Here is a 12,691-nt window from a genome sequence, read left to right on the forward strand (position 1 = left end):
GGGATGTACACCTACGACGGAATCGCCGGTGCCACCGCACCGGGGTGGAAACAGGCCGGCGACTACGCCCGCGCCCATGACCTCGTCTGGTCCCCGTCGGTCGCCCCCGGCTACATCGACGACCGTGCCGTACCCGGCAACACGACCCCCACGGTGGACCGGGCCGACGGCGCGGCCTACGACCGGCAGTGGGGCAACGCCCTGGAACCCGCGACGGGCGGCACACCGACGTGGGTGTCGGTCACGTCCTTCAACGAATGGCACGAAGGGAGCTCGATCGAACCGGCGGACAGCAGCCCGCCGGCGGGCCACGGCTACCAGACCTACGAGGGAGCCTATGGCCTGACCGGGGCGGCGGCCGAGACCGCCTACCTGGACCGGACCGCCCACTGGGCGGAGCGGTTCCACAACACACCGCACTGACGCACCACCCCGACGCGCACGACGCGACGGTCGGGTCACCCGTCGTGTCGCGTCGCCGCGTCGGCGAGACTCCGGCGCAGGCGGACGAGGCGGGCGATCTCCGCGTCCAGGGCCGCCAGCCGATCGGCCACGACGTCACTGAACTCGCCGGGGCCGCCGGCACAGGACCTCGCAGGCTGGTCCGGTACGAGCATGTCCAGGCGGTGGGCGCGGCGGCTCAGATCGTGCAGCGTGAGGCCCAGGGCCAGCAGGTTGCGGATGACCTGGACGCGGGCGACTTCGGCCGCCCCGTACTCCCGCTGCCCGGACGCGCTGCGCGGCGGCGGGGGGAGCAGGCCACGGGCCTCGTACAGACGCAGCGCGCGCGGTGTGGTCCCGGCCGCCGCCGCTGCCTCGCCAATCCGCATGCCCGCTCCGCCCCGTCCTACAACTCGACGACGGCCGCCCCGAAGGAGCCGCCTGCGATCAGTTCGGGCAACGCCCCCGGGGCATGTTCAATTCCATGGACCAGAGTGTGCGGAAAACTGATGTCACCCCCGCGCAGCCACTGCCCGAAGCGGCCCTCCCACTCCGCCTCCACGTCCGGGTGGTCCACACCGCTGTACCCGGCGATCGTGATGCCCCGGGTCAGCAACCGGTACGTGTCGAGCACGGTCGGGGCACTGCCTCCCGCCCGGTGCGGCGACAGCTGACCGTCCAGCGCGCCCACCAGGGCGAAGCGGGCGCCCCGGTTCGCCGTGTGGACGGCGGCCGTCAACTGCTCGCCGCCCACGGTGTCGACGACGACGTCGATGCCGCCAGGCGCCACCTCGGCGAGTTGCCCGCCGATCGGGTCCACGGTCGCGCGCAGCACGGTGGCGTCGTACCCGAGTTCACCCACCAGCCGCCGAGCCTTGTCCGGAGAGCCGGTACTGCCGATGACCCGGGCGGCACCCAGCAACCGGGCGATCTGGCCCGCCATGGTGCCCACGGCTCCCGCGGCACCGGTCACGAACACGGTGTCGCCCCGCTGTACCCGGGCCAGCCGGGTCAGCGCGCCGTACGCCGCGGCACCCTGCGCGAGGTGGGCCACCGGGTCGGGCAGGGTGCCGTCCAGCAACCGGCACTCGGCGGCATCAGGGGCCGCGTACTCACGCCAGCCCTGCAGGTGCAGTACCAGCCGTCCCTTCTCCAGCGGCCCGTCGAGCACCTCGCCGACCGCGGGGCCGAACAGCAGATCGCCCGGCCGCAACGGCGGCAGGGGGACATCGCGAGTCTCACCGCCCATGAGGGTGCGCAAGCCGGGGAAGACGAGGAAGTGGGTGTTGCGGACGAGTACCTGGCCGCCCCCGGGGCGGGGGACAGGCGCCTCCACCAGGGCGAAGTCGCCCGCGGTCGGCAGCCCGTCGGGGCGCCGATCCAGGCGGACGAGACGATGCGTCGAGTTCATGCCCGGACGCTAAACGCTGCCCCACGGGTCAGGGGCAAGCCCCGCGCCCGCCGAGCCGCGATCCGCCCTGCGGCCGGGCGACCTCGGGAGTCACAGCCATGGGGCCGACGGCGTTCCATCGGCGTCGAGGCCGTGCGGCCACAGGGAGGTGGCCAGAGGCGACAGACTCGCACCGGCGTTCGCGGCGTCCCCGAGGAGCGCCTCGGCCCCCTCTCGGTCTCCGGCCCCGGCCCGCCAGTCGGCGAGCCAGACCAGGGCGATGGACAGGCCCATGCCGGCGGCCTGCCGAATGAGCTCCTCCGCGCGTGCTCCATGACCGGCGTCTTCCTCCGCCTGAGCCAGGCCGACCAGGACGTATGGATCCTCTGCCGAAGTCACGTCCGTGCGGGGCACGCTGGGCGACGGACTCACGGCGTCCTCTCCCGTCCGGGACGCCCGCTGTGGCGCATGGTGAGTGCCGACCTCCCCGGAACGCCTGCGCAGACCGGCCAGCCAGTCCGCAGCGTCCGACGCGCCTGCCGCGGCAGCCCAGCGCGCAAGTGTGTCCGCCCCCTCCCGGTCGCCGGCCCGTTCCCGCTGGTGGGTCAGGCGCACCGTCGCCTCGGGATCGCCAGCCGCCGCTGCCCGCAGGGCCAGGTCTTCGGCGGCCCGGGGCTGGTCGCGCTCCTCCAACATGAGCACCAGCCGGCTCAGCGCCCGGATGTCGCCCGCGTCGGCCGCCCGTCGCAGAAGTGCTTCCGCTCCGTCCAGGTCCCCGGCCGACTCGCGCAGCTCGGCCAGCCGAACGGCTCCGGCGGCCGGGTGGTCACCGGCTGCCTGCCGCAGGAGGGCTTCGGCCTGCTCCGGGTGCCCGTCTCGTTCGCGCAGTTCGGCCAACCGGCTCAGTACGGACACATCGCCGAAGGCGGCGGCCCGACGTGCCAGGTCCTCGGCGCTCTCCTTGTCTCCCGCCCGCTCCCTCGACTCGGCCAACTCGAGCAGTGCGAAAGGCACGCCGGTCCGAGCAGCCTTTCTCAGCAGGACCTCGGCGCCCTCGACGTCCGCGCCGTGGCGTCGTGTCGAAGCGAGTCGTGCGACAGCCGTGAACAGGGACGCGTCCGCGGCTCGGCACGCGAAGCCCGTCGCACCCGCGCGGTCCCCGGCCCGTTCCCGCAGCCCGGCCAGTCGTTCCAGGGCGGAGACACTTCCCGCGTGGTGTGCCTCTCGCGCGAGGGACTCCGCCGCATCGAGGTCTCCTGCCCGCTCTCGTCGGCCCGCCAGCGCGAGCAGCGCGCCCGGGGCGCCCAGCTCGGCGGCCCGTCGCGCCAGGGTCTCGGCGCCTTGCCGGTCCCCGGCCTGCTCCCGCCATTCGGCGATGTCGGACAGAAGCAGGGCCAAGGGCCGGTTCGCCGCCGCGTGTCGGTAGAGGTGGTAGGCCCACTCCAGACGGTGACGCGCCTGCGCCGCCTGCCCCAGGCTCGTCAGCTCGTCCGCACGGCCCAGGTGGGCGTGAGCGGAGTGCCAGAACGAAGCCGGTGGGCACGCGGTTCTGCGGACCGCCCGGCCGTGCTGCTCAAGGTAGTCGGCGAGTCGGAACTCGGGACCTGCCGTGGGTGCGTGTGGAGGGTCGGTCTGCGGCGAGGCATGGGGCGGGCGGTGCGCCGGGCGATGACGGACTCGCCTCAGAGGTGCCTGTTTGCCATGGACCGGCCGAGCGAGCTCGGCGTACGCCACCTCCACCCAGTCCTCACCGAGCTGCTGGAAATCCGCTTCGGACAAGTAGCCGACGGCGGCGTCGGTCAGGAAGCTCTGGGGCAGCCCCGGGCCGACGCCCAGACGCCGGGCATCCATCGCCGCATCGAGGAGCGCCCTGGCGCCCGGAGAACCGTCCTCGTACCGTCGCAGAAGTTCAGGGGCACCGGCCAGGTCCTGGGCCACCCGGCCATGTCCGGCGACACGGGGCAAGGCATCGACGAGCAGCGCGTCACCGGCCTCCGCCAGCGCCTCCGCCGCGGCCAGCGCCGAGTCGTCGAACGCGTCGGGCACGGCGACGCGGCGATCGGCGGTGAGCAGCTCGCGGACGCGGCTGTGAGGATCCGGCGCCCGGGGCGCGGGCAGCGCCGTGTACCGATCGGCGTACTCCGGCCACAGCGTTCCCAGGACCAGGATCGGCGCTCGCTCCGGGGCGCTGAGCAGGCCGTGCACGGCCGCCGCGACGCGCTCGCCATGCACGGGATCGCCCAGGTAGTGCTGGGCCTCGTTGAGCCACACCACCGTCCGCGGCCGGACCAGATGCAGCTCGCCGAGTGCTGCCTCCACTCGGCCGGGATCGAAGGGATGCCACAGTCTCCAGCCCGAAGCGGCCAGCGACTGGACCGCTTCCCAGCACGCCCGCGTCTTGCCCGTGGACGAGGTGCCGACCAGGACCACCATCCGGCTACGCCCCGAGGCAGCATCGCGCACGGCCTCGGCCAGCACCTGGTCGTGCGGTCGGAACACGTACCCCGGCAGCTTGCGACGCCCCTGCGCACACCCGGCGTCACCGGCCGGGACGACACCGGCGGGATGCACCTCCAGATCGTGTGGATCCCACGTGGACAGCGGTCTCCCCGGCCCCGGTTCGTCTTCCCTCGACGCCCCGACGAGCTCGGCCGCTCGTCGCAGCTCCAGCAACTCGCCGACGGGCAGCTTCAACGCCTGCGCCAGTGCGGCCACCGTGTGCGCCGACGGCACCGGCCCATTCCTCCGCAGGGCGTCGTACACCGTCGTACGCGCCAGCCCCGATCTGGCGATCAACTGGGTGCGGCTGAGCCCCGTCCCTGCCACAGCGTCCTCAAGTCGACGTCGCAGCAGCGCCGAGGCGTGCTCGGCCGCCGTCCGTCGGCCCTCCACCCGTCTCCCTCCCCGCCCTCGGAACGCGAGTGTTCACCGATGTTCATCTTCGCCCGACACGGACCCCGACGAACACCGAATGCGAGACAACAGGCGCGTCAGCAGTCTTCGACCCGGAGGAGCCCGCCGTGACCGTCGTCCTCGTCCTGCTCGCCACCGCGCTCGTGTTCACCTTGGCGGCGCTGGTCGCCACCGTGGCCGCAGTCCTCACCCGCAGGGACGGATCGACGATTCCAGCCGCCGTCGGGACCGCAGCATTCGTGTTCGCCGCGACCGTGACCCTTGCCTGCGCGATCACCACAGCCATGACCTCCGTGCTCCGATGACACCAGCCGGCACCTCATGCGGCCGCAGGCAGCGCCGTGTCGAGGGCGGCCCCCGGGTGGCGTCAGTGCGCCACGCCACCCGTGCAGTGATGGGCCACGTCCTGGTCGGCCACCTCGAACACGAAGACGACGGCGAAGCTTCGACGGGGGCCGGTGGGCGCCCCTTGGTGTGGTGAGTACCCTGCCCTGCCCGCTGCCCGGAGGCATCGATCGCTGCCAGGCCATCGGCCACCCCGTGTCCTCAACGAGCTCCCCTGGCTCGGGCCTTGATCGCGCGGATGACGTCGCTCTTGGCGTCGGCGTAGTCGTTCATGTCGTTCCACTGCTGGCTGAGCAGAGTGCGTTTGACGCTCTCGTACAGAGCGCGATCGTCCGCATGGGTGCGCAAGTGGTCACGGAGGAGAAGGTACTCGTGCACCGCTGCGTCGCCGCGTTCGTATACGTGCACGTGAACATCACGAGTCGGCGTGCGCACGAGCCGATGTCCCGGCTCGCGAACGCGCAGTTCGTAACCGGCGGTCAACAGCCGGTCCAGGTAGTCCTCCTCCGCCGTGATGTCGGCGACCGCGACGACGATGTCAACAATGGGCTTGGCGGCGAGGCCCGGAACCGAGGTCGATCCAATGTGCTCGACGTCGATGTCAACGGCCGCCAGCGCGTCAAGGATCCGACGCCGGTGATGCCGATAGATCTCCGCCCACCGGGCGTCATGGCTGTGAAGGCCGACGTCGAGGGCTTCCGCACCACCGATGATCTCGACCGTCGTGACGTCCGGCCGACGAGGCTTGTTGCTGTTCGTCATCAACACATCCTTCTCTTGCGCCAGTTCACCACCGCGATCGACAGGGCTGCGGTTGGCGGCATCGTCGAGTCCCGCCCTCGTCACGCGGGCTCAACGGATCGGGACGTCGCGCCGAGAGCGGCGGCACGTTCCCACTCGAACCGGAAGAGGCCGACTCTACCGCGTGGCGTGGCCATGTATGGCGGCGGACAGACCCGGCGAGCAGGAGCAGCACGGTGAGGACCGTGACCAGTCGAACGACGCCCGCTCGCGGTCCCGGACCAGGGTGCCGTCGGTCAACGCGAGGCGCTGGGTGTCCGCCGACCGGTGGGTGAGCCACCAGTCGATCTCCTGGCGCACCCACGGAGAGGCGGCGGCGGACCGGCCCGCCATCACCACCAGCCACCTGGAGCGGCACAGCCCCTGCTCGATGTCCCGCCACAGATGAGGGCTCGCCGCCAGGTTGATCTACAGGCATGAGAGCGATCAGCGCTGTCAGCCCTCCACGGGTGGGAGAGCGGCGACCACCGGGTGGTCCTGCTCGACAGGCCCGAGCTTGGTGGCGCCGCCGGGTGCTCCGAGGGAGTCGAAGAACTCGGCATTGGCCCGCGTGTATGCGTGCCACTGCGCCGGCACGTCCTCCTCGTAGAAGATCGCCTCGACCGGGCAGACGGGCTCACAGGCCCCGCAGTCCACGCATTCGTCGGGGTGGATGTACAAGGAGCGCCGCCCCTCGTAGATGCAGTCCACCGGGCACTCGTCGACACAAGCCCTGTCCTTCACATCCACACACGGTTGGGCGATCACATAGGTCATCTCCCCACCTCCTCTCATTGACGACCGCGCCGAGTGCCAGGTTTTTACGAATGGTACATGTAATAAATGGTGTCACTCCCTAGGGGCAAGGTGCCCGGGAGTACGTCTGTGCTGCGAGTTGACGAGGCGAAGGTGCCGAGGCACTCCGACTCCACAATTTTTACGACGGCGCATGTAATAATCTGCCCAGTGCTGACCTTGCCACGCCGGAAGCGAGAAGGAGCAACCGCATGTCACCCGCTGAGGTATTCATCCAGGCAACCGACACGGACCCGGACATGAAGGCGCAGGCTGTGATCGAACAAGCCCATGCGCAACTACTGGGGCAGCTCGAAGCGGTACCGGCGGCCCACGAGGAGTCCGCCACCCGGTTCGCCGAGCGGCTGTACCGTTGCCTGGCGGCCACCGACCTGACGCTGTACGCCGCAGCGTCCGGCGCAGCCGAGACCCGGCTGCTGGTCCGCGCACTGCGCGCCGAGGCCAAGACGGTCGGCGACCAGATCGACGCCCTGACCGCAGCGGGGAACGAACCCGGGCGAGCCGACGCGAGCCGCACACTCACGGGAGGGCTCACACTCCTCCTGAGCGCGGAGCGCAACGTCTTGCTGCCCGCGCTGCGGGCCCTGCCGGGCGTCGATCTGCCCGCGCTCGCCGAAGACTTCACCACTGTCCTGAACGGCGGCGAACTGCAGGATTCGACGGTTGTCGACGTTCGCGAGATCCTGCACGGCCGCCGTCACCCCCGCATCTTCACCCGCTTCGCCCGCCTTGCGGAGGGGGAGTCCTTCGTGCTCGTCAACAACCACGCCCCCAAGCCGCTGCGCCGTGAGTTCGAGGCGGCCCACCCCGGCGCGTTCGCCTGGGAGTATGTCGAGTCGGGGCCGGAGCAGTGGCAGGTCCGCATCACGCGGGTGACCAAGAGCGTCTGAGGAACGGGCGCCTGAACCAACGGACGAGACGACCACGGCCCGTCTCTTGTGCGACGCGCTGGCCCCCACCAGGACTCCCGAGCGAACCGGTGTCCTGTGGAAGCTGGCGAGTCCGGCCGGCAGCCCGATGCCAACCCGATGCGATTGCCGCAGGGGAAGCGACGAACTGCACACGGGATCAAAATGAATCCGTTCGTTTCTACTACACATACTGGGTAAAATTGAACAGATGACTGAGTCGACGTTGCACGATCCGGCTGGGCCGGACGCAGGCGCCACTGGGGAAAGCCGGGGCCATGTCCTGGACATCCTGCGCTCCGCTTCCGGCACCGTAGGTGTGCGGGAGATCGCCGAGCAGACCGGCCTGCACGCCAACACGGTGCGTTTCCACCTGGACACACTGGTCGGCGAGGGCCTTGCCGAACGCAGCAACGAGGCACTCGGCCGTCCTGGCAGACCTCGGGCCGTGTATTGCGCTACGGCAACCCGCACCCCCGCGGATCGCCGAAGTTACCAATTGCTTGCCCACATGCTGACGGGTCTTGCGGCGGAATCCCTGGAGCACCCTGCGCAGGCCGCAGCCACTACAGGGGAGGCGTGGGGACGCTACCTCGCCGACACCCCGTCTCCCGCCCAGCACGTCACTGCTGAGGAGTCGGTGATCCGGCTGTCCCGTGTTCTTGAGGATGCCGGATTCGCTCCCGGTCCCGTGGACGGCGGGACGGCCCCCGTGATCCCGCTGCGCCATTGCCCGTTCCTGGAACTTGCAGAGGGGCATCGGGACATCGTCTGCTCCCTCCATCTGGGCATCATGAGAGGTGCCCTGAAGGAAGTACGCGCGCCGCTCCGGGTCGACCGGCTGGAGCCGTTCGTCGCCCCCTCTCTGTGCGTGGCCCACCTGGCCCGTACGGACGGTCCCGAAGACGATGCGGACTGAGCACGCGCCGCGTTGACAGCACAACACGTCACGCGGTGCACTCCGGACGTGGCGGACAGCGCGGAGTGCGGTCGAGGTGTGCCCCGAGCTCGGTGGTTGTGTTGAGCACGGTTGATGGGTCGGGTCTGGTCCAAGGGCCCGGTCCGATGGTCTGTGGGCGGGGACCGTCGGTCTCGTCCTGGGACAACTGGCCCCTGCCCTGTGAGGCTGTCCGAGGTGGTGCTGAGGAGGGAACACAGGGTGGGCGGCCCGCGAGGCCGCGCTGCGCCACGTGCCGGTAGGACGTGTTCCGCGTTTGGCAGCCGGTGCGGCCGGCACCCGAGGCCCGGGCTCCGTTCCTCGGTGCTGAGACACTCCAGCGCTGGACCGAGCGGATTCGCCGGGATGCGGCCGAGGTCTTGAGGGTGCGGCATCCCGGGGTCGAGGTGATCACCGAGCAGGCGGCCGGGATCCCGGCCGGTGTCCTGCTCGCCGTTGCCCGTGGCGTGGGACTGCTGGTGCTGGGCTCGCGCGCCTTGAGCGGGCTCGCGGGCTTCGTGGTCGGGTCTGTCGGTCAGTCTGTGATTGCCGCGTCGGGGCGCCGATGGTCCTGGCCGGGCAGGAGAGCAGGCTGCCGGCAAACACCTCGAGGACCCGGTAGGCGTCCCGTGCGCCGCCAGGGGCTTCCGATCCGTGGTCGTGGGACTGGACACCGGCCGCCCCGGCGAGACCGTCCTCTCCTTCGCCTCTGAGGAGTCGCGGCGCCGTGGGGCCCCACTGGCCGTCCTGCGGGCCTGGGACCTGCCGTCTTCCTACACTCACGGCCTCGCCGCCGGATGCGACCCGCGCGAGCAACTGGCCCGCTCCCAGGCCGAGGCACTGCTGCCCTGGCGGGAGAAGTACCCGGACGTCGAGGTGACCGAGGCTTGCCGGCCCGGCAGTCCCTGCGAGTACCTCATCGACGCGGCCCGCGATACCTCTCTTGTCGTCGTCGGCCGCCGCAGCGCGTTCGGCGTGCACAACGGCGCCGTCGCCGATGCGGTCATGCACCACGCCACCACCCCTGTCGCCGTCGTCCCCACGACTGACGCAATTGGCCGAAGGAGTAGGCACCGTGAGGGCAGCGATTGTCCGGGGAGCTGGGCAAGCCTCTGATCATTGGGAACCGCCCCGGGCTCCAACCGGGCCCGCGGGTGCGGCGGGCAGGACACCGGCCGTCTCCAGGTAGTCGCGGGCGGCCCGGATTGCCTCGGGGGTGGTGGCGTGCTCCAGGCCTTGCAGGCGGAGCAGATCGAGTGCGCCGACCGAGTCCAGGACCTGGCGCTGGCCAGGTCGGAGCCCTGAGGTCATGACGACGATGCCGCGCAGCTTCAGCTTCTCGGCCGCGTTCTTGAGGACCAGGGCGCCGGTGGCGTCCACCATCGACACGCGGGACATGCGCAGGACGACGACGCGGACGTCGGCGATCTCGGTCAGCTCCAGCAGGAAGCGGTGTGCGGCGGCGAAGAACAGCGGCCCGTCGATGCGGTAGACGACGATGTGCTCGGCCAGCAGCGTGTGCTCCTCCGCACTGTGGTCACCCCGCTCGAGCGGGACCTGGTCGAAGCGGGCCTGCTTGGCAACCGCGCGCAGCGCGAGGACACCGGCCACGGCCAAACCGATGATCACCGCATAGACGAGGTCCAGGGCGAGCGTGGCGACGGCGGTGAGGACGAGGATGAGTGCGTCGGATCGAGTGGCCTTCGCCATCGCCCTGAGCGAGCCCACCTCCACCATCCGGACCGCGGTGGCCAGCAGGACGCCGGCCAGCGCGGAGAGGGGGATCTTCGAGACCAGAGGCGCGGCGGCGAAGACGATCACGGCAAGGACCGCGGCATGCGTGAGGGCGGCGAGGCGCGAACTCGCGCCGGTGCGGACATTGACCGCGGTGCGCGCGATGGCGCCGGTCGCAGGGACGCCGCCGAACAGCGGGGCGGCGATGTTCGCCAGGCCCTGGCCGAACAGTTCGCGGTCGGGGTTGTGCTTCTGCCCCACCGTCATGCTGTCGGCGACCGACGCGGACAGCAGTGACTCCAGGGCGGCCAGGGCGGCGACCGCCACCGCCGGGGCAAGCAGGGAGCCCAACGAGCCGGGCTCCAGGAAAGAGAGGGCGGGAGCGGTCAGTCCGGAGGGCAGGGCGCCGATGGACTGCGCCGAGTCCAGGTGGGCTGCCTGCGCCACGAGCGTGGCCGCGATCACCGCGAGAATCGAGAAGGGGACGGTCGGTCGCCAGCGGGCGCCGGCCAGCATGACCGCGGCCACGGCGACGGCGAAACCGACAGCGGTCCAGTTCGGATTCTTCGCGAACTCCTCGATCGCGCGCCAGGTGGCGACGAGCACCCGGTCGCCCTGGGGCTTGGGCACGCCGAGAGCGTTCGGGATCTGCTGCAAGCCGATCACACAGGCGATGCCGAGGGTGAAGCCCTCGACGACCGGGGCGGGTACGTACTGCATGTAGCGGCCGGCCCTCAGCGCGGCCAGGGCAGCGAGCATGACGCCCGCCATCAGCCCGACCGTCAGCACGCCCCTCGGCCCGTACTGGCCGACGATGGGGACGAGGACCACGGTCATGGCTCCGGTCGGCCCGGACACTTGAAAGTTTGATCCACCGAACACGGCGGCGAGCGCCCCGGCGACCACTGCGGTCGCCAGGCCCGCCTCCGCGCCGAGACCCGAAGAGACGCCGAAGCCGAGCGCGAGAGGCAGCGCCACGACGGCCACGGTGAGCCCGGCCAGCAGGTCGCGGCGTGGGTCGCGACGTGCCTCTGCGAGGTCGGCACGTGTGGGCAGGAGCGAAGTGATCCGGGCCCAGGCCCGGCTGGACGCCTTGGTCATCGCGCGGCGGCCTCGGACTCCCGCAGCTCGGCCAGCAGCTCATTCTGCCCGGCAAGCACCTCGGTCAGGATCCGCCGCGCGGCCATCATCAAGTCGGTGACGTCCCCGCCGGCCAGGGTGTAGACAACCGTCGAACCCTCGCGGGACGAACGCACGATCCCGGAGCGTCGCAGCGCCGCCAGATGCTGCGACAAACTGGAGGGCTCCACCGAGATGGCGGCCAGCAGGCCCCGCACCGGCATTGGCCCGTCCTGGAGCAGCTCCAGTACTCGTATCCGGACAGGATTCCCCAGCATCCGGAAGAAATCGGCCTTGGCCTGGTACAGCGGAACGGACACGACTCCTCGGCTTCCTCTACGAAGATCCCACCTCACAGGGGCAGGCGCAGCACATGCCAGACACACCCGACGCGGCCACCACAGCATCTAACGAATTGCGCAATTTAGCAATTCGTAAAGTACTTGGAGGTGGACCTCAGGCGGGTCGGGGGAAGCGGTGCGCGGGTAACACGCCTCAGTACCTCAGCCTCCGTGTTCGCCTCCCGGGGACGGGGCGCCTGGCCGGCGACGGCGAGCCGTGCGTCGGACCGGATGCGAAGCGGACGACATGGCGTGCGTGGAAGCCGCCGAATACCTGCCGCGAAAGGAGCCACACTGACGTTCCTGTACCGGTGCCGCCTCCATGGGCTGGGTCGGTCGGGATGTATCCCGACCGGTTGAACCTGTGGGTAGGTGATCTGGTCCTGGCGTTACGTGACTGCTGCCCTGAGCCTGCGCCTGTCCGGTCTTTTGGGGTTGTGCGAATCAGTGTGCTGAGTGTGGATGGCCTGCCGGAGCGGGAGTTGGTGGGGTGGTGGGTGTCTGGCTGGGTTTGAGGGTGTTGGGTGGTTGGTGGATTTTGCTGTGTGGGCGGTGTGGTGGTCTGGCCTGGGGGTGGTTGGTGTGTCGGTGTGGTTTGGTGGGTTCGTGGGCGCTGTCTGTGGTGTTGTGGGGTGCTCAGGTGTGGGTGTTCGGGCTTGTTCCGCGGCCCCGTGTGTTTCGTTGTGGGGTGGGTTCGGGGTGTGGGTTGTGTTCGGCGTTGGGTCACTGGGCGGTGTAGCCGCCGTCGACGGGTAGGGCGATGCCGGTGATGTAGCTGGCGCCGTTGCTGCACAGCCACAGGACGGTTTGGGTGATCTCGTCGGCGGTGCCGAGGCGGTTGATGGCCTGGGCGGTTTCGGCTTGAGTGTGGTCGAGTTCGCTGCTGTTGATCATGGGGTCGATCGTTGGGGTGTTGGTGCTGGGGCAGGGGGTGTTGATGCGGATGGTGGTGGTGTGCTGTTGGGTG

The 12,691-nt window shown here is 70.4% G+C and carries 15 protein-coding genes; 6 read left to right on the top strand and 9 right to left on the bottom strand.

Annotation, left to right across the window (positions count from 1 at the left end; translation table 11 throughout):
• Window positions 1–3 precede the first annotated feature (3 nt).
• On the top strand, window positions 4–423 hold the full coding sequence (locus ACIQFU_RS08410) for a hypothetical protein (protein WP_402549994.1): 420 nt from the start codon (window positions 4–6) through the stop codon (window positions 421–423).
• Between the two features lie 35 nt (window positions 424–458).
• On the opposite strand, the gene ACIQFU_RS08415 is transcribed toward ACIQFU_RS08410, so the two are convergent.
• From ACIQFU_RS08415 to ACIQFU_RS08425, 3 genes are all read right to left on the bottom strand, one after another.
• Window positions 459–830 (bottom strand): MerR family transcriptional regulator, encoded by a 372-nt coding sequence (locus ACIQFU_RS08415; protein ID WP_402549996.1) that lies wholly within the window; start codon window positions 828–830, stop codon window positions 459–461.
• Window positions 831–847: 17 nt separating this feature from the next.
• Window positions 848–1,852, bottom strand: coding sequence for an MDR family NADP-dependent oxidoreductase (locus ACIQFU_RS08420; protein ID WP_402549997.1), 1,005 nt, complete (start codon window positions 1,850–1,852; stop codon window positions 848–850).
• A gap of 90 nt (window positions 1,853–1,942) precedes the next feature.
• Window positions 1,943–4,723 (bottom strand): hypothetical protein, encoded by a 2,781-nt coding sequence (locus ACIQFU_RS08425; protein ID WP_402549998.1) that lies wholly within the window; start codon window positions 4,721–4,723, stop codon window positions 1,943–1,945.
• A 128-nt stretch (window positions 4,724–4,851) separates the two neighbouring features.
• Between ACIQFU_RS08425 and ACIQFU_RS08430 the strand changes: the two genes are divergently transcribed.
• Complete coding sequence (locus ACIQFU_RS08430; protein WP_402549999.1) at window positions 4,852–5,049, top strand: hypothetical protein; 198 nt, start codon at window positions 4,852–4,854, stop codon at window positions 5,047–5,049.
• A gap of 241 nt (window positions 5,050–5,290) precedes the next feature.
• Here the strand turns inward: ACIQFU_RS08430 and ACIQFU_RS08435 are convergent, their stop codons facing one another.
• From ACIQFU_RS08435 to fdxA, 3 genes are all read right to left on the bottom strand, one after another.
• On the bottom strand, window positions 5,291–5,851 hold the full coding sequence (locus ACIQFU_RS08435; protein ID WP_402550000.1) for a GrpB family protein: 561 nt from the start codon (window positions 5,849–5,851) through the stop codon (window positions 5,291–5,293).
• A gap of 156 nt (window positions 5,852–6,007) precedes the next feature.
• Window positions 6,008–6,229 (bottom strand): hypothetical protein, encoded by a 222-nt coding sequence (locus tag ACIQFU_RS08440; protein WP_402550002.1) that lies wholly within the window; start codon window positions 6,227–6,229, stop codon window positions 6,008–6,010.
• Between the two features lie 96 nt (window positions 6,230–6,325).
• Window positions 6,326–6,646, bottom strand: coding sequence for a ferredoxin (gene fdxA / locus ACIQFU_RS08445; protein ID WP_402550003.1), 321 nt, complete (start codon window positions 6,644–6,646; stop codon window positions 6,326–6,328).
• A gap of 230 nt (window positions 6,647–6,876) precedes the next feature.
• On the opposite strand from fdxA, the gene ACIQFU_RS08450 reads away from it, so the two are divergent.
• The 4 genes from ACIQFU_RS08450 (at window position 6,877) to ACIQFU_RS08465 (ending at window position 9,646) form a co-directional block, all read left to right on the top strand.
• Window positions 6,877–7,575 carry a DUF2249 domain-containing protein gene (locus tag ACIQFU_RS08450; RefSeq protein ID WP_402550004.1) on the top strand — a complete coding sequence of 233 codons (699 nt, stop codon included), beginning with the start codon at window positions 6,877–6,879 and terminating at the stop codon, window positions 7,573–7,575.
• Window positions 7,576–7,804: 229 nt separating this feature from the next.
• The gene (locus ACIQFU_RS08455) at window positions 7,805–8,512 is read left to right on the top strand and encodes a helix-turn-helix transcriptional regulator (RefSeq protein ID WP_402550005.1); all 708 of its coding nucleotides are present in this window, start codon (window positions 7,805–7,807) and stop codon (window positions 8,510–8,512) included.
• A gap of 305 nt (window positions 8,513–8,817) precedes the next feature.
• A complete protein-coding gene (locus ACIQFU_RS08460) occupies window positions 8,818–9,243 on the top strand; it encodes a universal stress protein (RefSeq protein ID WP_402550043.1) in 426 nt (141 codons plus the stop codon).
• Window positions 9,191–9,646 carry a universal stress protein gene (locus ACIQFU_RS08465; RefSeq protein ID WP_402550006.1) on the top strand — a complete coding sequence of 152 codons (456 nt, stop codon included), beginning with the start codon at window positions 9,191–9,193 and terminating at the stop codon, window positions 9,644–9,646. The genes ACIQFU_RS08460 and ACIQFU_RS08465 overlap by 53 nt, the downstream gene beginning before the upstream one ends.
• On the opposite strand, the gene ACIQFU_RS08470 is transcribed toward ACIQFU_RS08465, so the two are convergent.
• From ACIQFU_RS08470 to ACIQFU_RS08480, 3 genes are all read right to left on the bottom strand, one after another.
• Window positions 9,647–11,365: a SulP family inorganic anion transporter gene (locus tag ACIQFU_RS08470; protein WP_402550008.1), complete on the bottom strand. Its 1,719-nt coding sequence runs from the start codon at window positions 11,363–11,365 to the stop codon at window positions 9,647–9,649.
• Window positions 11,362–11,703 carry an ArsR/SmtB family transcription factor gene (locus tag ACIQFU_RS08475; RefSeq protein WP_402550009.1) on the bottom strand — a complete coding sequence of 114 codons (342 nt, stop codon included), beginning with the start codon at window positions 11,701–11,703 and terminating at the stop codon, window positions 11,362–11,364. Before ACIQFU_RS08475 ends, ACIQFU_RS08470 begins: the two co-directional genes overlap by 4 nt.
• Window positions 11,704–12,447: 744 nt before the next feature.
• A partial coding sequence (locus ACIQFU_RS08480; protein WP_402550010.1) for an SDR family oxidoreductase occupies window positions 12,448–12,691 on the bottom strand: 244 nt, incomplete at its 5' end.

This window comes from Streptomyces sp. NPDC093065 (genome assembly GCF_044754585.1).
Classification (GTDB): Bacteria; Actinomycetota; Actinomycetes; order Streptomycetales; family Streptomycetaceae; genus Streptomyces.